The organism is Paenibacillus sp. FSL R7-0216, from assembly GCF_037969915.1.
Lineage (GTDB): Bacteria > Bacillota > Bacilli > Paenibacillales > Paenibacillaceae > Fontibacillus > Fontibacillus rhizolycopersici.
Genome location: NZ_CP150222.1, coordinates 2,582,660 through 2,603,868, shown reverse-complemented (window position 1 = coordinate 2,603,868; position 21,209 = coordinate 2,582,660). Strand labels below are relative to the sequence as shown.

The window sequence follows — 21,209 nt, the reverse complement described above, 5'->3', positions numbered from 1 at the left end:
ACAACATCCCTCCTACATAAAAAGAATGGGCCGCAAGAAAGTTACCTTTCTTACAGCCCAAAAATATAAATCAAATCCAACCCACGTCGGGTATGGATTTGTATATACGGTTGGAGTGAAAGGATGAAGTAACTTTCTTGCATAAGAAATAAACCGTGCGAATTACGTTCGCATTTCGGTTCCAAATCCTTAGCAAGAAATATCCATCCGTTTCAACTCCCTCAATTTAGATAATAAAATACTAACATAGTCCCTTATGAGGATCAAGAAACATTATCGTAGGTTAAGAAGATAAGTCCATGTCAATTTTCTCTGTGGATGATGTAATTGAGCAAATGTTTCAAAAAAACGGGAGGTCGCGGGAGGTCCATCAACGCTTCCATCGCCAGGCAATAATGTTCCCACATCGCTTTGCTCGCGGCTACCGGCCCCAGTACCGTCACATAAGTTGAACTGTCATTCTCGGCGTCCTTCCCGGCCGGTTTGCCCAGTAAACGCGGATCCCCTTCCTCATCCAGCAGATCGTCTTTGATTTGGAAGGCGATGCCCATGTGATAGGCGATTTTCTTCAAAATCTCGATTTCCGTCTCCGAAACCCGAGCTAAAATGGCCGGCGCCACCAAACAAGCTTCAAATGCAATTCCTGTTTTGTAAAAGCATACCCGGTCAAGCTCCTCAACAGTCAGCACTTTGCCCTTGGCGCTCAAATCCATCGCCTGCCCCATGCAAATATCCGCGGCCTTCCGGGACAAGTATTGCAGCAACGTAAGCACAGATTGACGATCAAACTCCTTCAAAGAAGCCTGCTCCTCGACCGCTTTTTGAATGAGAAAAATGCCGGTTAGCTCTGCGATGGCACTGCCATGCAACTCATGCAATGTCGGCCGGCCCCGGCGGGTTGCCGAGTTGTCCTGGGAAGGAAGGTCGTCGAAAATCAAGGATGCCGTATGCATGTACTCCAACGCGCGGAACAGCGGAGCCAAAGCAGCGGCATCCAAACCGTATTCCTGCACGCCCATCACCCAGGAGAGGATCGGCCGAAGCCGCTTTCCGTTGCCCTCAAGGCTGTAGTTCGCCGTTTCAAACAGCAGTCCGGTCTCCTTCATTCCTTCTTCAGTCGGCGGTTGAACCGGCAGCAAGTTGTTAATTTCGGCACGTGCCTTTTTGACGATGCTAATGAATTCCTCCTGCTCCCGCCGGTTGCTTCGCATTGCGCCTAGCAATTGATCCCGCAGCATTTTATCATAAAACGCTACGTTCTCCGCTTGACGCACCAACCGCTGGATTAACCGTTCCAGCTCCGGCTGCCCAAACGCAAAAATCCCCATGATGCGGTCAAACTCCTCTTGACCCACGCGCTGTCGATACCGCTTGAGTCCGTTGATCGCACGGTCAAGGATAATTTCCCGCGTCTTCGGTTCCGAACGGTACACCTCGTGAATCAAGTGGGAGATCACCGCCCAATAAAGCTCGAAAGGGTTAATCAAATTGGAACGTTTATCCCGGTACTTGAAGTAATAAGTGAACGGGGTCACTGCCCCGGTGTTCATATCCGCGAACATGTCGGCAAGGTCGTCGGCAAGCTGGTTGTACAGACCATAATAAAAGACGCGCTGCTCAAAACCCTCGTCCCTCGAAGCCCCGATCACGGAGCGTACGATCAATCGCGAGGATGCCGATTTTAATATGATCGGCAAATATATGTCCTTGTTCGTATAATGCGCATGCGCCAGATCTTTGGTCCGGTCCTCATCCTGAGACTCAAAAAAGACAAGAGACTGTTCAAAGAAAATTTCTTGGGTTTCCCGGTTCTGCACCTGACGGATATATTCATAAGCCTCTCGCAGCTCGGCATGGATAAAGCGGATCATTTCGAAATGGTTCCCGGTCCACTCCCCCAGCTCCGGTACGATCCCGGTTCGAATCGTCATGCGGATCATTCGGGAGTACTGCTCTTTCTCCCCTTCATTCAGCACCTCAGAGTCGAGAAGATCGTCGATGAATGGATACGTCAACCCATAATAATAACCCAGCTTCAGCGCATCCCCTAATCTGCGGGAACGTTCGCTGGAAGGGATTCCCTCGTCCATCTCGTCAATCACGTGCATAACGACACCGAATATAATTTTGATCAACTTGCGTTCGGCTTCCTCCGCATTCATTGCTTCGGGCAAATGGGAGGATACCCGCTTCAGCTTATCGATGACCCAAATCATTTCCGGTTCAATCGTTTCACGCTGGGCCCACCGATACAACGCAACCATGCTGAGAAATTCGGAAGCGGGTTCCGAGGGATCATCGTCTTGGCGTTCCAAACGGCGTTTCAGTTCGGCCGTAAAGCGCTCGATTCTTGCCAAGGTCCGCGGAGATGACAGATCATGGCCCAAGTCGCGCAAGAACATGTAAGAAACGCTTCGCTCCAAATAGTCGTCCAGCTTCCCGGTACGGGTTAACCAGGCAAGATAACGGGCAGAATCGGCAGGATCGGGCGAGGCGAAACGCCGAAACCATCGGGTTAGCTGAAAGGGGCGCGGAAGATGCCCCTTCTTCCATTCGCCGAAATCGTCAAGTAATGAAGCCGTGTAACCCTTATTGCGAATGTTTGTTTCCAGCGACGCCAAATATCCCTCCGCCTTATCCAGGGCCTGTCGATACCCGCGGTCCGCTGCCGCCTCCGTACTTGTAGGGATTATCGTCATATCATTATACCTCGGCTCAAGAATTCATTATAATCATAGTATAAAATAACAAGTAACGAAAACGGCAAGGGTCGGTGATTCTCCTAGACCTAAGTCTGGGATCACGAGGGGAGTCGTCAAAAGGAAATGCGAATGATTTCATTCTTCAGTTCCTTTGCGGCAGCATGGCGGGATTATCGGCTAGACTCCGGCACGCAGCTAGCAAATCGATATACGGTTCGGGAATTGATCGGCGAGGGCAGCTACGGGTTGACCTACAAATGCACGGACGAAACCACTGGCAGTATCGTGGCTGTCAAGCAAGCCCGGCCCAGCAAAGGGGAGTACGCCAAGCAACTGCTGGTGCATGAAGCCAATGTCTTAAAAACGCTACACCATCCGCACATCCCCGGCTATTTAGATCAATTTGAGGAAGGTCGCAACAGCTACCTGGTCATGACTTTTTTAAGGGGGGCCACGTTGGAGGATTTGATTTTTGGACAGGGCCGGAGATACGACGAAGCGGAATCCGTCAGGGTCACTCTTCAGTTGCTGGAACTGGTTGACGATATTCATCGTCAAGGATTCGTTCATCTTGATTTGCGTATCCCCAACGTCGTATTTCAGGAAGAAGAGTTATATCTCATCGATTTTGGCTTGTCCCGCGGAATTGGCGAGTCGCCGATTGCTCTGCCGTCTCAGGGGCGCTGGCATCAACGAGAACATGCGGCCTCCCGCGCCTTCATCCCCGCGGAACCGCAATCCGACCTGGAAGACGTTGGTCACTTCTTGGTATTTCTGCTCTACTCCACCTTTGATACGAAGCGTCAGTCCTCGCACCCGACTCATGGGAACCGCCAAATTTCAGAGTCAAGCTGGCAAGACGAATTACACCTGTCTGGTGAACTGACAACCCGGGTCGAACGACTCCTTCAACTCCGGGATCCATATGCTCATGTATCGGAAGCGATCGCGGATCTGCAAGCCTTGCGGAGCCTGCAGCGTTGAACGCCGGGTTTCTTTTATGTCCAATACCGAATACAATGGAAATAAAAGCAATTCAAATCAGAAAGGTGGGTTTATGACATGTTACGGAGATTCATCAATAAGTTCCTCCACTCAGCATCGCATAGTCACCGAAGGCATTACAGTAGCTCTGCCAGACGATATGGACAGGGACCTTACAACGGCAAACGATACAGCAGCAGCCAAGGTTATGCGAGGCCGATAGGCTCCTCCTCTGATCACAAGCGTCGTCATGGCCATATGGGCCAAGGGTATTATAAATCCAGAAGATATAGTTCCAGCTAGCCGTGACCCCAATCGATAAAATAAACGTGGAGTGTCTTATTGAAAGATACTCCACGTTTGTTTAGCTTATCCGGCCTCATGTTTACGCCTCTTCAAGAATTCGTTGATTCAACCTTTTTTGCCACGCCACATCCTGCCAGAACGGGTGATGCGGCGCGCAGTTGGAGCACAGCACCATACCCCAGAAGCCCTGCTCCAGCCCTTTCTGAACCGCATATTCGGCAATGAATTTGCCGACAGGGCCCTCCTCGAAACCAGTTAGCAGCGGCGTGTAGCCGACGTAACCTTCCCCAATCACGACCGGAATCCCCTGTCGTCTGGCCCAGCGTCCGACTTCTGCATAACGTTGGTCCGTTTTTTGCAGCATCGACAACTTATGGGCATGATATCGGTCATAAAGGAACAGGTCCCACTTGTCCGGGTCCGCCCAATCATGCAAGTAGAACAATCGCAAACCTATGGGGTTCCCTTGTAACCGCCACACCTCTTCCTTCGCTAGGCGGTAACTCTCAAACGGTGGCGCCTCCTCACGAAGCATCGCCTTCACCATCTCGTTCGGAAAGTCCCCAGCTTGGGAGCGCAGGTTCGTTGCATCCATCAACTCTTGCAGTACACCGTTTAAATACAGGTGGAAATGCGCGATCTGGACGTTTTGCGCCACCTGCTCCTTTCCATAGTCGCTGTTCAAGGTGTAGCACGCGGTGATCAGTATATCCGGATGGCGATCCTTCAAGTAGCCGACGGCTTCCTCTAGATACGGCTTCATTGCCTCGATGATTGCCGGGCTATCCTCGAACGGAATTCCTTGATCCAAACCGATTTGCGCCAACCCGCCGAACTCGACTTCGTTATGAAGTTCTGCATAAGCGATTTGGTCTCGGTACCCCCGTTCCTTCAACATATCGATCAACCGGCTCATCGATCGAGCCAACGTCATAAATCGCTCGTGCGGCGGAATTTGCTGTAATTGGTCCGCCAGTTCCCGGCTCTCAAGAAAGGCCGGACTCTGCTGATATTCCCATGAGGACAAGATCACGTAGCAGCCATGGGCTTGAGCTTGTCGGAACAGCTCCAGCAAATGCGCATGCCCGTCCAGCTCGGCTCCCCCCTGACAGTTATACCATCGCGTTCGCCGGCCGATCTCCCCCAGACTGCTGAATCGAAGCGGACCGGGACGCCGCCCTTGCTCGTCGAACAGGAAGAACGGCATAGCGCAAGTCCGAATCGTGTTATACCCTCGCTCGACCAGCTCATCGAACCGCGACGCCAAATCGCAGTACGGCTCCCCCGGCCTCGTCATTGTATACCAGGAGAAATCCCATAGCGAAATCGTTAACTTGCGAGGCAAATGGTCGGGAATCCTCATTCTAGCTCAGCTCCTTCCTCCTATTAATTCATCACATTAACCCTTGATCGCGCCGGCCGTAATCCCTTTAATGAAGGAGCGGCTGCCCATAAGGAAGATCAGCAGCACCGGTATCGTCGCCATACAGAGCGCCGCCATCCGCGCCCCGTAATCCGTCCGATGGACGATCCCCAGCGTAGAGACGAACAACGGCAATGTAAACCACTTCGAGTTGTTGATCGTCACCAACGGGAGCAAATAATTGTTCCAGGACCACAGGAACACAAGCGTTGCCAAGGTAGATAGGCCAGGTTTGACGAGCGGAAGCACGATTTTACCGAAGATCATCGGCTCCGGCGCCCCATCGATCCGCGCGCATTCGAGCAGCTCGTTTGGCACTGTGTCGCGCATGAACTGGATCATAAAGAAAGCTCCGAACGGCCAAGCGCTCCACGTTAGAATAATCGGCATCAGCGTGTTGCCGAACCCGAGGTTTTTCATTTCGATGATATAGCCGATTAGGCCCACTTGGGTTGGCACCATCATCGTGATGATGATGAAGTAATTCAAAAATCGCTTCAGCCTGAACCGAAACTTAGCTACAGCATAACCCACCAGCATGCTGGTCGTTACGCCCAACAACACCGACGTAATGGAAACGATTAAGCTATTGGCATACACCCGGAAAAAATCAGTTTGCAGCACTGTTCGCAAGTTGTTCAGCCCGTAATCGGAAGGCACCAGCGGCAAACCCTTGAAGATGTCCTCCGAATAATAAGTGGACATCATGATCATGACGTAGAACGGAAATAACGATATGAGTGAGATCGCCGCAATAAATCCCCATTTTACGATTTTCACTCCTTCTCCTCCTTCCCTGCGCTAAGCCGGTAGCTGAAGATCGAAAATAGGACGATGACGAGAAACAACGTGTAAGCAATCGCCGAGCCGTAGCCAAACCTCGTGCCCGTAATAAAGGAATCGTTGACGAATTTCCAGATGACCGTCAGCGCCGCATTGTCCGGTCCTCCTGAGGTGCTGGCCGTCCAACCGCCGTAAAGCAGCTTCGGTTCATCGAATAACTGCAGGCCGCCAATGTTCGAAGTGACGACAAGAAATACCGTGATATTCCGTAGTAGCGGCAATGTGATTCGGCGGAACGTATGCAGCCCGGTCGAGCCATCCACACGCGCCGCTTCGTAGATATCCTGCGGGATCGCCGTCATCCCCGCTAAATAAATCGCCATGAAGTATCCCAAATTGCGCCAGATGATCATAACCGCGATGATGACGCGGGACATCCACGGGTCCATCAACCAATAGAAGCCTTCCGTCAACCATCCCAGCTTGACGAGCAGCATGTTGACGATGCCGGTTTGCCAGTCGAACATAAACGAGAAGATAAATCCGATGGCCACCGGCGTCGTGATATACGGCAAGAAGTTAATCGTTTGCGCGAGGGTACGTCCTTTCGTCAGATTAAAGATCAGGTAAGCCAGCACCATGCCGAGCAAGATCATGAACGGCACGGACAAGGCCATAATGACGACCGTATTGAATAAAGACTTGTAGAACAGCGGGTCCTTCGTCAGCAGCATGACATAGTTCTTCAATCCGATAAACGTCTTGCTGCCGATCCCATTCCATTCGTGTAAGCTGAGATAGAACGAATAAAGCAGCGGGTAACACTGAAAGGCAAGATAACAACCGATGAATGGCAAAGCGAACCAGTACGGCCAAAGATTGAGGCGTTTTTTGCTAGGGGAAGGCAGTCCGGCGACCGGAGCCGAATCCGCTGCGGTATTGAGCTTCATGCGTTTCCACTCCCTTCAACTTCATGAACGAGAGGAACGGCTGCCGACGCCCTTGGCGAAGTGCAGTCGTTCCTTTTGAGCTCTTCAAGCCGGACGGTTAATTTACCGTTGCATCCGGCGCCATGTTTTGGACTTCGCTCTTTAGCTTGTCGAGCGCGGCGTTCAAGTCGATGCTCGTATCCTTCATCCAGAGTGGATACAACGAGTTGTAGGCGTTTTGCACGATGGAATGATATTTCGTTTGCGGCTCTGCTTTGACGGTCGGGACGATTTTTTCGTAGAACGTTTTATTGAGGTTTTGCCCGGCAAAAAATTTGTCATATTCCGTACCGGCTTCGATCCAATCCTTGTGGTTCTCGAAGAAAGCCTTTGTACCGGCCATATTGCCGAACTCTTTGTAATTGACCTCCATGCCTTCGTCGGACATGTAGGCAAATTGAATGTAGGCCCAAGCCGCTTCCTTGTTTTTGCTGCCTTTATACACGCTGATCGAAGTCCCGCCGTACGTGTAGCTGCCTTCCGGTGCCGCGATGAGGCCCCACCGGCCTTCTCCGTCCGGATCGTTGGCGGCGATATTCCATTTGGCCCCCCAAGGCGCCATCGGATAGAAGAGAGTGTCGCCCTTCGCGAACGAAGCATTCCAACCTGGCGTATAAGCTTCGTATTTGCCTAGGATGCCGGCGTCCCTCATTTGGAACACAGTGCCTAGCGGTTTCGTCAATCGTTCGGTCAAATTGATCGTGTTCCCGTCTACGTACGCCTTGGACGTTTGCTCGCGCAAAATGCGGTAAGCATCGTCGAAGCTGGCAAACATCGTGACTTTGCCGCCGCTCTTCGAGACGACCTCCTTGCCTTTCTCGATAAATGCATTCCAATCCGGGAATAACGCAGCGACCTGGTCCGGATCATCCGTGCCCAAATATTCCTTCGCCAAATCCCTGCGGTAAGCCAAGCCGGCCGGCGTAATCGATTGATCTACCCCAACCAATTCTCCTTTGGGATTGGAAAGAATCGGCGCCAAATAATCAAGCAATTGGTCTTTCGAGAAATTGTAGGGAGCTTGCTCCAGATTGTCGAGAATATCCAGGTCAAACAATTGCCCGCGATAGTTCATCTCGCCAAGAATCACGTCCGGTACATCCGAGCCGGAAGCGATGCCGCTTTGAATTTTCTGCATATAGTCGTTGTTGTTGACGACGGTGTATTCCACCTTGACGTTGGGATACACTTTGTTGAATTCCGGAACCATCTTCGTGAGGAAAGCCTCGTCCCAGTCCCACACCTTGATCGTTCCTTGCAAATCAGCAGGCGAGACGGATTCGCTCCCGGTAGCGGCATTATCAGCCCCCCCGTTCGTTGCTTGATTGGCGGGGGTGTTCCCTGCCCCGTTCGAATTGTCAGACTTCGTGTTTCCTCCTGACGAGCAACCCGTTATGACCAGAATGAATGCCATGAGAAGTGCCATCAGCATGACCGGCAGTTGCCTTGTCTGTACTCGTTCCATCAGAACCCCTCCCTAAGATTGAAATCGCTTACAGATCTAAAATAACGCTTGCTCCACCTCAACAAAAGTTCACGATTCGGCGATTTCGCTCATGATCCGGGGATTTATCAAAAAAGGGGGTCAATGGCGGAGACCTCCTCCCTTAGGTAAGGCAGCCTCAGAGAAACGACGGTACCGCGTCCCGGCTCGCTGTCCACCTCGATCCCATAGGCTTCTCCGTAATGATAGGTGATCCGCTCCATCACATTGGCTAAGCCGATGCCCTTCTTGACCGGCATCTCCTTCCTTGGCAAGCTGAGCTCCCGCAAACGTTCCGGTTCCATCCCGATCCCGTTGTCTTTAACACAAATATGCAGCCCCCCCTCCCGAACCGCTGCACTAATCCGGATTATGCCGTTATCTTCGATTCCGTGAAATAACGCGTTTTCCACTAAGGGTTGGAGCATCATGCGCAGCACCTGGCAGGAATGAAGTTCGCTCGGGATATCCCATTCGAGCCGGAATCTGCCCGGATAGCGGTATTGCTGAATGACGACGTATTTCCGGATCATATCGATTTCCTCCTGCAAAGTGCAGAAATAAGCGCCCTCCCCGGTTTTGATCGTATCCTGCAAGATGTCAATGAACGCCTTGGTCATCGTGATCGTATCCTGGTTTCTTCCAGCGTGGGACAAATAAATGACTGTATTCAGCGTATTGTATATAAAATGCGGGTTTATTTCGGACAATAGCAGATTGATTTGCATTTTGCGTTTCATCTCTTGCTCGCGCAGGGAAGATTTCATCCACAAATCCAGGTCATTCACCATTTGATTGAAGCCGGCTGCGAGCTCTTCCATCTCGTCTCCGGTACGGAAGGAAACGCGGGTATTCAACTCGCCGGCCGACACCCGGCGCATGGCACGCGCCAGTTGGGAGATCGGACGGGTAAACTTGGCGCTTACGGGCGGAATGACCGCCATGGCAAACAGCAGGCTGCCGAATACGATAAGCAGATAGAAATACAGGATCGGGCGTACACTTTCCATTAGTTTGCTTTCGGATAAGAAGGCTTCCAGAACCCATTTCCCGTCATCGGCCTGATATTTCAATGGAATCACACGCTGTTGCTGTTGTGTTGCTGCATTCGGCTTCTCCCGATTTACGCCGGCGCTGTCGTAAACGACGATCCCGTCTTCCATCGACAAGGCGAGCCGTGCAAAGTCTTTCTCACTATCCTCGAAAATCTTCTCCACCTCAGTCAGCTTCAAGTCGAGCACCAGGATATAAGGGGCTGCGTCGGCGCTTAGATCCTCCCAGTTTTTGTAGGCCGTTACGTAACTGATCACCTTCTGATTGCCGTTGATATAACGAAACTCATGGGGAGCGGAGAAATGACCCGGACTGATCTGGCCCGACAGGAAAGGCGTTAGCCAAGCACCCTGCAAATAATCAGCATAGTAGCTTTCGTATCCGCTATAGTTGGAGAACACCTCCTGGTCCGGCCGAATGATCATCATGTTCAACAAATTAGAATCCAGGGCGACAAAACGCTGCAGCTGTTTTTGGACCGCTACTTTCTTGAAATAACGTTCCTGCAGGCTGTCGCTTTCCCGCAAGAGGATCGGTTTGTTGATTTCTTCGGCAGCGATGATCGTTTCTGCCGTATTCTCCAGCCTTTCCTGCATCCGCTTGATCGAAGAAGACATTTGCGCTAACTTCGTCATATTGTCACGGACCGCCTGATCACGGACGATTTGGGTCACATAGTTAAAAGTAATGTAGCTGCACGCGATCAAAGAGACCGAGACGATCAGCACTGTGCCCGTAATGACTTTATTGCGGAAGCTCAGCTTCAGCTTCATTCGTCCCCCTCCCTTTCCTTTCGCTTGGCGTATTCCAGAGGCAGGAGGCCTGTCGTTTTGTGGAAAATTTTGCTGAAATAGTGACTGCTGCGATACCCGACCCGATCCGCGACCTCGTATAGCTTGTACCGGCCAGTTCTCAACAAGCGTTTCGCCTTCTCCATCCGATAAACGGTAATGTACTCAAGCAACGTCTGCCCGGTCTCCTCCTTGAACAGGTGGCGTAAATGATCTCCGCTGATTCCCAACCGATTGGCGATGGAATCGGTGCTGATTTCCGTGTTGTACGCTTGCGAGATAAACTCGATTGCCTCGCGTACTTTCCCGGTATACCGGGAAGCTGAATTCTCGAGAAAGGTGTTCCGGTATAGGCGCAGAAAACCTTCCTTAACCCCGTCCGCCCCCCTCCACTCCAGCATATCGAATTCGTCATTTTCGGCCCGACTAGTAAGCGCTTCCATCTTCTTGGCTCGACGTTCGTTTTTCAGCAACCCGGCGAGCTCGTCACATAGCTGCTCCAACATAAAAGCGTCTTTCGTCTGGTTGGCGATGTCGAATGTCTCAGTGATCAATTGCAACAATTGTTCGGGGTCTTCATTTTTCCGGGCTCGCTCCAACCGCTCCCGCCATTCATAGTTGGTTCGTGCCGCCTCATTGCCGCTGCCCCCCCTCGATTCGGGGGAAATGACCGGCTGGCTTCCACTAAACCAACGTTGCTTCAATCGTTCCATCGTTGCGGCATGAACCTCAGCCAGGGACCGCCATTCCGAAAAAGGTGAGGAGTACGCGGCATAGATTGGTTCCGCGGGATTAGCCTCTTGGTATAGCCGCCGCAGTTCCGAAACCGCCTCGAATTGCGCCTCGGCTAACTTCAAACGGCTATTGGAGGGTTGAAAGGCCAACACCATCCCTACTTGTCCCTCTTTGCTGTAGAGATTGAACACCTCTATCACTTTCTCAGACAACAGGTGGGCATCAATCGGCGGTAGGCCCGGTAAGAAGACCGATGCTTGTCCCAGTTCTTTGAGAGGTACCACATTGCCTGCAGCGATCATCACGTACGTCAAGCTACTGCCTACTAGTCGCAGCGACTCCAACAAAGGACCAAGCGACATCTCGCCGAGCGAATTACCATCGATCAGTCCGATCAACAATTGCCGCAGCTGTGTTTTCAGCCGTTCCCGTTCTTCCTCGATTTGCGGTTTGATCGCTTCCAGCTCACGAAGCAGGATCTCTGGCTCCAGCTCGTGTTTGACAAGATACCCGGATGCCCCGAACTTTAAAGCTTCCTTCACATAATCAAACTCCTTATAAGAAGTCAGTAGCAGAATTCGGCAATGCAGCCCGGCGGCAACGACCTGCTTGCAAAGCTCAATTCCGTCTAACATCGGCATTTTGATGTCCGATATGATCAAGTCCGGCTTCACCTCCTGAATGAGCGCAAGCGCGCGCGTAGGCCTTGTCGTCTCGCCGGCTATGACAAAACCGACCGATGGCCAGTCGATCAAATGGCGTAGATGCTCGATCGCCAGCACCTCGTCGTCAATCACGACGACCTTATGCAAATCCATACGAACTCCCCCTTTTTTTGAAAATAACGGGTTTTATCTAGATTATCCTCAAAAATGGGCGTTCCGGAAAGCAAAATCGTGAAGTTCGCCGATACACACCCCATTCGTCTATGCACTATATATAAAAGAGTAAAGTAAGGGGGATTAGGGGATCCATGCCAATAAAAAACGGAATGCAATATATCGAACGGATCAATCGACAGCGCCTTCAGCTATGGTATAACGGCGAACGCGTGAATGGGCCGTTATCCGAGCACCCCGCCTTTCGCGGGCTCATCCGGACGCAGGCCGCGATGTATGAGATGCAGTGTGAAGCAAGCCGGAGTGAAGACATGTCATATGCGTCTCCGGCAACCGGCGAACGCGTCGGGCTTTCATTTCTCCCCCCGGCTAATGCTGAGGACCTGATCCGCAGAAGGAAGATGTCCGAAATCTGGGCTAACTACCATCACGGCTTTCTCGGCCGCTCTCCCGACTATATGAACACCGCTTTGATGTCCTTTTATACCGCCGCCACTGTATTGGAGAAAGCATCGACAGAGTACGCCCAAAATCTGCGTAACTATTACGAATATTGCCGGGACCACGATATTACGTTGTCTCACGCTTTTGTGCAGCCTATGGCCAGCAAATGGTCGGGACCCGCGGATGCGGAAGAGTCTCTTGCCGCCAAAGTGATCGAGACCCGTCCGGAAGGACGGGTCGTGAGCGGCGCTTTCCTCATGGCGACCCAGGGACCCACTTGCGAAGAAATCCTTGTCCTCCCTACGCCATCTTTTATGATGGGAGACGGACAAGTGAACCCTAGTGCATTCGCTTTTGCCGTACCTAATGATCTGGAGGGAATCACCTTTATTTGCCGAGAGAGCCATGCGCATGATTCGAGTTATGATCATCCGCTCTCGAGTCGATATGAGGAGATGGACACGATGGTCATCTTCGATCGGGTCCTTGTCCCCCATGACCGGGTATTCTTTGTTGGAGAAGAACGCCTATACGATCAGCTCTTTCAAGAAGGGCACTTCCACGCTTACGCGGGCCATCACATTATCACTCGGTACATCGCCAAGACCGAATTTCTGTTGGGACTCCTGCAAGCGTTGGCCGAGGAGCAAAATACGGATACCGAGAACTCGTTCGTGAGTCAAATCGTCAAAGTTATGGCGATGCTGGAAAACCTGAAAGCGTTGCGACTCGCCGCCGAAACCGGCGGGACGATGACGGAATCCGGTTGCTATGTACCTGCGCTTGCTCCGCTGACTGCGGCGGGAATTCAGTTTCCCGACTTGCATGAGGAAATGCTGCGCATGGTCCGCTCGATTAGCGCGAGCCAGCTGATCATGAATCCCTTCGAAGCGGATTTCAACTCGGAGAACCAAACCTCTCTCGAGGTCTATTTACAGGGATTATCCAGCCCCGCCAAGGATCGCATCATCCTCTTTAGACTAGCTTGGGAACTGGGCGGCGGTGCATTCGGAGGAAGGCAAAACCAGTTCGAGCGTTTCTTCTTCGGCAATGGGAAGACAATCGCAAATCGGATGTACGGTTGCTGCGAAGGTCTGGATGAGTACAAATCGAGAGTTTACCATCTGATTGGCCGCGACGAGCAGTCGTAATACACCGTCCTTTAAAAGAGATCAAAAATCATCTGGCGCCTATCAGCTAGATTTGGTATAATCGATTCTGTTAATTTAAATTTGATATGTTTTGCCCGGAGGAGCCTGTCACCAAGGGTGGACTATGCCGTTTATCGGTATATTCCGCCCGTGGTTGCAGGCTCTTTTTGTATTTATTTTTTGCAAATTCCGCAAATTAACAGCAAACGGAGGATGATAAGATGTTGATTTTAGAACTGGCCATTATTTTGATTGCTTCCAAACTAGCGGGAGAATTAAGTGTACGGCTGAAACAACCGGCGGTTTTAGGTAAATTGTTGATCGGGATTGTCCTGGGGCCTGCCCTTCTGGGCTGGATTAACGAAACCGAAGTACTGGAAGAGATCAGCCAAATCGGCGTGATTTTATTAATGTTCCTCGCAGGTCTTGAAACGGATGTCGACGAGTTTAAACGGACTGGGAAAGCCTCGACTTACGTAGGACTCGCAGGGATCGCTCTCCCCTTCGGATTTGGTTATTTGGCGGCCATACTGTTGGGCATGCCCCTTTTTGAAGCAATTTTTCTCGGGCTGCTGCTCTCGGCAACAAGCGTTAGCATTTCTGTACAAGCATTAAAGGAAATGGGGCGGCTGAAATCCAGAGAAGGCACCACGATTCTCGGGGCGGCCGTCATTGATGACGTCCTCGTCATCATCCTGTTGGCCTTCGTCATGAGTTTTGCGGGCGGGGACGTCAACCTGGGGTTGGTCATCTTGAAGAAGTTCATATTTTTTGCGGTCGTCATCGTTTTGAGTTGGAAAGTCGTTCCGTGGGTCATGCGTAAGTTTGCTCCGCTGCAGGTATCCGAATCGGTGATCTCCGCGGGATTAATCATCTGCTTCCTGTATGCTTACATGGCTGAATATGCCGGCGTAGCAGCTATTATCGGTGCTTATATCGCGGGTGTCGCTCTCAGTCTGACGGATTACAAGCATGAAGTGACCGAGAAGATCGAAACGATTGGTTATGCGGTCTTCGTCCCCGTATTCTTTACCACAATCGGCGTGAAGGTCGATTTCACCGGGCTGGCCTCCCAGATTCCTTTAATCATTGGTTTAAGCTTGCTGGCCATCGCCACCAAGCTCGTAGGTTCAGCTTATGGAGCTCGATTGGCCGGATTCGGCTGGCGCAGCGCATTAGGGATCGGATCGGCTATGGTTTCGCGTGGAGAGGTTGCTTTAATCATCGCCGCCATCGGTCAGGATGCCGGTCTACTCCAAGACGACCTGTTTGCCGTGATCGTGCTAGTCGTGTTGGTAACAACGATCGTTACTCCGCCAATGATGAAGTACTTTTTCGCTCAACCGGAAAAATCCAGCTTCTAAGAGGAACTTGCCTCTGCTAAATTGCGTCCAATAATGAGAATCCGAAATCTTGAGGTGTATATAGACATCCGCCCAACCGCTCTCTCCGCGAATGCATATGATGATAATGCCTATTCATCGAAAAAAGGAGCGATCACATATGGGATTTTTTCCATCACCAGGACCCGGCGGAGGATTTCCGGGATTTCCAGGCGGGCCCGGCGTACCGGGAGGGCCCGGATTTCCGGGAGGGGGGCCTGGAGGGTTTCCAGGCGGAGGGCCGGGAGGATTCCCGGGAGGTTCACCAGGAGGCGTTCAAGCGCCAACGTCGCCACCCCCGCAATTCGTACCGCAAATGCAGGTCGGCACCTTTGCTATCGATCCCGGCGGGATCAGACGTTGCCTGTTTCGCAACACCTACGTTTGGCTGAACAACGGCGAGCAATTCTGGTTCTTCCCGGTTTTCGTCGGGCGGAATTCCATTGCAGGGTTCCGATGGTTTGGGTTCTTCTGGGGGTACTTCGGCATCGATTTGAATCAGATTCGCTCGTTCACGTGCTTCTAAAACCAGACAACGAAAGAGAACAACCTGAGGGCTGTTCTCTTTGTTTTTTTGCGATTGACCTTCTTAACGATGATGAAGCTCATGCTTTCTCGGCGGTTGATGAGACGTTTGTTTTTGTTTATACGAGGAGGATCCCTTCGCTTCTGAGAAACCGCTCGATTTGGCCTTTATGATGTTCATCATGCCCTACAAATTCGGGGATTAGAAAGGCTAACGAATAGTTCGTTTTCAGTTGGTAAATCTCTTCCGGCAGCGCCAGGAGTTCGGCAACGCCCCGCTCCCTCTCCCGAATGGTTTCCTTGATCAATTCAGATTGTGAAATACCTGATCTCGCGTAATCCGCCGCAAGTTGGTTATAGCTGTCCTCGTCGGGGAAGCGAATCATTTGACCCTGCCTTACAGCGGGAATAACCGAGTCTTGAATAAACCGATCCCAGTTCATGAGATGGGATACGATCTCGGCAGAAGACCACTTTCCTCTTGCCACGGGCTTCAGCCAGAATTTTGAATCGACGTTGTTCAACAGGTTGAGCCATTCGCAAAACCGCTTAAATGCGAAAATCTCCTGATTCATGTTCATCCTTTATCTCTCCGATCCTCACCTGAATGTCTTGTTAACAATTCCATCATAAGCCCTATATATTGACAACAGCATGTCATATTAATAAATAAAAAAGGACCCCATCCCCGCTTCAGCGGAAATGGAGGTCCACTTCATAACCCTTTTCAGGGTCTGCACGACATCAAAACAGCATTTGAACGATCAAGAACAGATTCAGGCCGACCACCAAGGCGGAGATGATCCAACCTAACGTCGTGGTAATCCGGTGATTCGCCAGGCTTCCCATGATTTTGCGATTCGAAGTGAACAAGATCAAAGGAATCAAGGCAAAGGCAATGCCAAACGATAGAATCACTTGGCTCATGACCAACGCACTTGTCGGATTGACGCCCGAAATAATGATGGCGAGCGGCGGAATGGTCGTAATGGCCCGCCGAACGTACAGGTTGATTCGTTTGTTGATGAAACCTTGCATCACGACATCCCCTGCCATCGTACCTACCGAAGAACTCGACAGGCCGGCAATCAGCAAGCCAAGCCCGAAGGAGACGGCGGTGACGGGTCCGGCTATCGTTCCAAATTGGTGGAAAGCAACGTCTAGATCCTCCACTACCAGCCCATTCTTAAAGAGCAGTCCTGCGGATACGATCACCATCGCCATATTCACCGCCCCGGCAATCAACATGGCCAACACGATATCGACAAATTCCAATTTGAATATTCTCTTCTTCTCAGCTTCATTTCGGCCGACAATGCGGTTTTGCGTCAACGAAGAATGCAAGTAGATCGCATGTGGCATTACTGTGGCCCCTAAAATACCGGCAGCCAGCAATATGCTATCCACCCCGTCAAATCGCGGAGTTATCATGCCTGTTCCAACCGCACCGAAATCCGGATTCGCCGCAATCACCTGAAAAGCAAAGGCCAATACCACGATTAGCACCATCGCAGCGATTCCCGCTTCCAGCGCACGATATCCCCTCCGCTGCAGTTCCAGAATCGCGAAGGAACCAATCGCGGTAATAACCGCAGCCGGCAGCATCGGTATGCCAAACAACAGATATAATCCTAATGCGGCTCCGATAAATTCGGCCAAATCCGTAGCGATAATGACCAGTTCGCTCTGGATCCACAGGAAGATCGATACCCCCTTCGGAAACCGCTCACGAGCAACCTCGGGCAGGTTCTTGCCAGTGGCGATCCCCAGTTTGGCCGATAACGATTGAATGAGCACCGCCATTAAATTGGAAGCAAAAATCACCCATAACAGAAGATACCCGTATTTGGATCCCGCGGTAATATTCGTCGCGAAATTACCCGGATCAATATAAGCAACCGCCGCGATGAACGCAGGTCCAAGAAACGGCAGCAGTCGTTTCAATCCTTTCGTTCTGCCATCCAGTGCGGCATGCGCAGACGATTTGTGATCCAATCCTCTTGATGTGACTGGAGTGGTTTGATGCGCAACACTTTGTTCCATCTTGACTATCCCTCCCTTAAACCATCCAATGTTGTCTATATCCATTAATGTTTCCTTAGTGCAACTTTATAGCATTAGTATATGCTTCATTTTGAAAAATGTAAATCCATTTTCTTGCGAAATTGAAATTTCTATTTAACGAATTCGACACTTGTTCTCCTGCGGTTTCCCCTATCATATGGAATGTAGATCATCGTCGTCATAACCCATTCCATTTCATAGGGTAGAGAAGGAGCTTGAATATGAACCTTAAAATGATCAGTAGTAAAGCTGTTATTGCACTCCTCGCAGCCGGAATCCTTGGCATTAGCACATGGGCTACATCCAGCAGTGTCGTTAAGGCGCAGTCACCGAAGCCCACAGCTGCCCAGATCCAGAAGGAAGCCGCCGCGCATGCCTTAGATACCTTAAACAGCTTCTATAAACCGGCATTAAAAGGGCAGTTCCCTGGAGCCGTCGCCGGTTTGACGGTTGGCAAAAGCAGCAAGAAAGACGTGATCAAGCTGATCGGCGAGCCTTCTATCACCGGCAAAGGAAGCTTGGCATTTGACTTGTACAGCGCAAACATGGGCAATCCGGGTTACGCTTTTTCCTATGCAAAAGATAAGATTCAGGAAATGCGCTACTTCGGCACCAACGTGGAACGCCAAACCAATATCGGCGGCATTACCATGAAAATGCTGAAGCAAAACTGGTTTGCATCGGACGCAAGCAGCACGATCAAGAACGGCAACGCCAAGCAGACCAAACTGACCTATATCCGCGGCGATTACAAACTCGAATTCATATTTAATAGCAGCACGGACCTGGATCACATCAATCTCCTAAAGAAATAAGCCATCTGATCTTCATCTTAGAAAAAAAAGGCTGAGCCGGACGTGCGACTCTTAGAGACCACGCCGATTCAGCCTTCGATTTCTTTCCCCCGTTTGATCGCTTCCACGCGATTTTTCACCTGCAGCTTGCCGTAAATCCGGTTAATGTGAGCTTTAAGCGTCCCCATACCGATGCCTAATGCTTCTACAATCGAAGGATTATCCATCCCTTCCTCCATGCAGCGAAAGATCGTAAGTTCTCGCGGCGTGAGTAACGTCTCTAAGCCTTTCGAGGATGCAGCAGCCCCCTTCGCCGGTCGATCAAAGCTTGACCATACTCTGCGTACATACTCAAGCGGCGGGGCGTTGTCATCGCGCAGGTTCCCCTTTTGTCGCTGCTCAATGTATTCGGCAAGCAAATCGGATAAACGTTGGCCCTTGTCTGTGAACACCCGGATGTAATCGTCCGGCTTCGCCAGCTTAAGCGCCGTTTCCAATTTGAGCAGTGCTTCCTGCGGTTTTCCCGCCAATTGTAAAATGATCGCCTGCAGCGTTTCGAGATCCAGCGCATCCATCGGCCGGTGGCCTCTCACGGCGATCGACAGCAACCTTTCGGATAAACGCCACGCTTCGTCTAACCGCCCCGTTTCGCTCAACAGCCGAACCAGGAACGTATAAGGGAACAACTGATGGACAGACACCGGATCATCTGCCGAAAGGCCGTAGCGCTCCTGCCATTCCAGCGCCTGGCTTAAGTCTCCCTGACGCAGGCGCATCGCTGCCCGCTCCGTATCCAGTAAAACGAGAGCTTCGTTGGCCCCCCCCTCAACGGCTCGCCGGATCGCATCATTGATCCAGCCCTCGGCCTGTTCCGTATCTCGTCTCGCTTGATGGATTCGAGACAGGAATAACGAAGCGGGGACGTATACTTTTTCTGGTTGATAATGCGCTTGGCTTTGTCCCTGCAAACCCCTTTTCAAATAAATTTCCGCCTGTTCCAACTCATTGCGTTCATACAACAGTTCCCCATAGCAGACGACCACCGAATCCTGCAAACCCATTCTTCCCATGAAGTCGATCATGCTCAAGAAGAAACCGTCGGCTAACCCGCGAGGCAAATGAAGCCCTCGCTTCCCGTTATATGAACGGAATACGGAAGGCAACAGCGGCATCAAGGGGGAGGCAAAAATCAGATCCGTTCCCTCCGGACTATACTGCAAGGAAAGCTGAATATATTTCAGCCCCTTCACCATATCCATTTCGTATTGGGTAGCCTTAAAATTCCTGACGTAATACAGATAACCCAAATAGCGATTTCTCTCCGCTGGTTCCCAGTTGCCCCCGATCTCTTCGTCATGCTGCTCCGCTCGGCGCAGATACGTTTCCGCAAGGTCGACGTCCTGCGACCATAACAGGGAATGCGTGTAGGAGAAATAAAGATACGGATGGAGCAACAACAGATCTTCGGGAATGGCTGACAACCAGGACTTCATCGTTGAAAACTCTCGGCGAATGAGGACGCTCCTCATTTGCTCGAGAAGTCGAATGGCTTCTTTGTAGCAAGCTCCGGCTAAGTAATAATCCACCGCTTCTTCCAGCAGTTCTCGTGATTCGCACCATTCCGCCGCCATGCGCAGAAGAATAGCGGCATTCCCGGGTCGCCGACGCTCCTCCTCCTTGCGCAAGAAATCACCAAACAAACGATGGAATTGATACCACTGCCGAGCGTCGTCCAGCGGAAGCAAAAACAGGTTCAGCCGGACAACCTCATCGAGCCTTTCCGCCCCGTCTTCTCCAGCAACCGCTTGGCATAGAGAGCCGTGCAATCGCTGCAGCACGGAAACATCGAGCAGAAATTGTTGGATGGGCTCGTCCAGTGCGTCGAACACTTCTTGGAATAAATAATCCTCCACCCCGCTGCGTTCAAAAGACGGCAATTTCAGTGCCCGGAGCCCTTCGTCATGACGCCAGGACAAGGCAATTAACTTGATCCCCGTTACCCAGCCTTCGGTTTGCAGAAGAACATGTTCGATCTGATCGTGATTCAACTCCCTGTGCGCAGCCAGTCGAAAAAACGCGACCGTTTCCGGCCTATCAAACCGCATGTGCACGTCATGAATCTGCGATACCCAACCTCGGCTGATCCACCGGGCCTTGATAAAGTCGTTATCATGCCGGGCAGCGAAAGTGAGATGTATCGTTTGAGGCAGATATTCCAGCATGAATGCGACGGAAGTCAGAATGTCCGGGTCTTGAATCACGTGCCAATCGTCCAGGATCAAGGCATGCGGCTGAGCCAAGTCGTTAAGCTCATTAAGTAACGCGATGACCATCGGTTCATATTGGCCGGGACTCAGCATAGCAAACGACGCATGAAACGCGTCGGATAACCGGCCCACCGCCCCCTCGATCGCAGCCGTAACATAGTGCCAAAAGCGGATCAAATCATTATCTTTATCATCCAGCGACAGCCAAGCTACCGGACGATGCAATTGATTGGCCCATTCGCCGAGCAAAGTCGTTTTCCCATATCCGGCCGGAGCCGAGATCAAGGTCGCCCTACCGCCCAGTCCTTCGTTTAGCCGGTCGATTAGCCGGGGACGCGGCACTGGCGCCTGGATTTTTCCAGGCTTATTGATTTTGGATAAGAGCAATATATGATTCTCGTTCATTTCGTGCATGGCAGTCCCTCCGATAAAGATCATACCATGCCGGAAGATCGGACGGGGAGCAAAAACTGAGTAGTCAGGGCCTTCGATAA

Annotated in this window: 15 protein-coding genes; 5 read left to right on the top strand and 10 right to left on the bottom strand. The window is 51.3% G+C overall.

Translation table 11 applies throughout. The features are described 5' to 3' along the window. Window positions 1-302: 302 nt before the first annotated feature. Entirely contained in the window at window positions 303-2,699 is a 2,397-nt protein-coding gene (locus tag MKZ15_RS11685) for a polyprenyl synthetase family protein (RefSeq protein ID WP_339822219.1), read from the bottom strand. Window positions 2,700-2,825: 126 nt separating this feature from the next. Between MKZ15_RS11685 and MKZ15_RS11680 the strand changes: the two genes are divergently transcribed. Next, entirely contained in the window at window positions 2,826-3,686 is an 861-nt protein-coding gene (locus MKZ15_RS11680; RefSeq protein ID WP_339822216.1) for a protein kinase, read from the top strand. Window positions 3,687-4,071: 385 nt separating this feature from the next. On the opposite strand, the gene MKZ15_RS11675 is transcribed toward MKZ15_RS11680, so the two are convergent. From MKZ15_RS11675 to MKZ15_RS11650, 6 genes are all read right to left on the bottom strand, one after another. Next, a complete protein-coding gene (locus MKZ15_RS11675; RefSeq protein ID WP_339822215.1) occupies window positions 4,072-5,355 on the bottom strand; it encodes a cellulase-like family protein in 1,284 nt (427 codons plus the stop codon). Between the two features lie 36 nt (window positions 5,356-5,391). Continuing rightward, window positions 5,392-6,195 (bottom strand): carbohydrate ABC transporter permease, encoded by an 804-nt coding sequence (locus MKZ15_RS11670; protein WP_213624018.1) that lies wholly within the window; start codon window positions 6,193-6,195, stop codon window positions 5,392-5,394. Continuing rightward, on the bottom strand, window positions 6,192-7,148 hold the full coding sequence (locus tag MKZ15_RS11665) for a sugar ABC transporter permease (protein WP_339822213.1): 957 nt from the start codon (window positions 7,146-7,148) through the stop codon (window positions 6,192-6,194). Before MKZ15_RS11665 ends, MKZ15_RS11670 begins: the two co-directional genes overlap by 4 nt. Window positions 7,149-7,245: 97 nt before the next feature. Continuing rightward, complete coding sequence (locus MKZ15_RS11660; protein WP_155606005.1) at window positions 7,246-8,652, bottom strand: extracellular solute-binding protein; 1,407 nt, start codon at window positions 8,650-8,652, stop codon at window positions 7,246-7,248. A gap of 107 nt (window positions 8,653-8,759) precedes the next feature. Further along, window positions 8,760-10,496, bottom strand: a complete 1,737-nt coding sequence (locus MKZ15_RS11655; RefSeq protein WP_339822210.1) for a histidine kinase — start codon at window positions 10,494-10,496, stop codon at window positions 8,760-8,762. Beyond that, window positions 10,493-12,067, bottom strand: a complete 1,575-nt coding sequence (locus MKZ15_RS11650) for a response regulator (protein WP_339822208.1) — start codon at window positions 12,065-12,067, stop codon at window positions 10,493-10,495. The genes MKZ15_RS11655 and MKZ15_RS11650 overlap by 4 nt, the downstream gene beginning before the upstream one ends. A 155-nt stretch (window positions 12,068-12,222) precedes the next feature. Here MKZ15_RS11650 and MKZ15_RS11645 point away from each other — a divergent pair, with 155 nt between their 5' ends. The 3 genes from MKZ15_RS11645 to MKZ15_RS11635 all read left to right on the top strand — a co-directional run bounded on the left by MKZ15_RS11645 (window position 12,223) and on the right by MKZ15_RS11635 (window position 15,591). Then, window positions 12,223-13,683 carry a 4-hydroxyphenylacetate 3-hydroxylase N-terminal domain-containing protein gene (locus tag MKZ15_RS11645; protein ID WP_193416283.1) on the top strand — a complete coding sequence of 487 codons (1,461 nt, stop codon included), beginning with the start codon at window positions 12,223-12,225 and terminating at the stop codon, window positions 13,681-13,683. 221 nt (window positions 13,684-13,904) lie between these two features. Further along, window positions 13,905-15,047, top strand: coding sequence for a cation:proton antiporter (locus MKZ15_RS11640; RefSeq protein ID WP_339822205.1), 1,143 nt, complete (start codon window positions 13,905-13,907; stop codon window positions 15,045-15,047). Window positions 15,048-15,186: 139 nt separating this feature from the next. Further along, window positions 15,187-15,591: a collagen-like protein gene (locus MKZ15_RS11635; RefSeq protein WP_193416285.1), complete on the top strand. Its 405-nt coding sequence runs from the start codon at window positions 15,187-15,189 to the stop codon at window positions 15,589-15,591. Window positions 15,592-15,709: 118 nt separating this feature from the next. On the opposite strand, the gene MKZ15_RS11630 is transcribed toward MKZ15_RS11635, so the two are convergent. Continuing rightward, window positions 15,710-16,171, bottom strand: a complete 462-nt coding sequence (locus MKZ15_RS11630) for a DinB family protein (RefSeq protein WP_339822202.1) — start codon at window positions 16,169-16,171, stop codon at window positions 15,710-15,712. Window positions 16,172-16,334: 163 nt separating this feature from the next. After that, complete coding sequence (locus tag MKZ15_RS11625) at window positions 16,335-17,633, bottom strand: Nramp family divalent metal transporter (protein ID WP_239483821.1); 1,299 nt, start codon at window positions 17,631-17,633, stop codon at window positions 16,335-16,337. Between the two features lie 242 nt (window positions 17,634-17,875). Between MKZ15_RS11625 and MKZ15_RS11620 the strand changes: the two genes are divergently transcribed. Continuing rightward, window positions 17,876-18,469 (top strand): YjgB family protein, encoded by a 594-nt coding sequence (locus MKZ15_RS11620; protein ID WP_339822199.1) that lies wholly within the window; start codon window positions 17,876-17,878, stop codon window positions 18,467-18,469. A gap of 68 nt (window positions 18,470-18,537) precedes the next feature. On the opposite strand, the gene MKZ15_RS11615 is transcribed toward MKZ15_RS11620, so the two are convergent. After that, window positions 18,538-21,129: a LuxR C-terminal-related transcriptional regulator gene (locus tag MKZ15_RS11615; protein ID WP_339822196.1), complete on the bottom strand. Its 2,592-nt coding sequence runs from the start codon at window positions 21,127-21,129 to the stop codon at window positions 18,538-18,540. Window positions 21,130-21,209 lie beyond the last annotated feature (80 nt).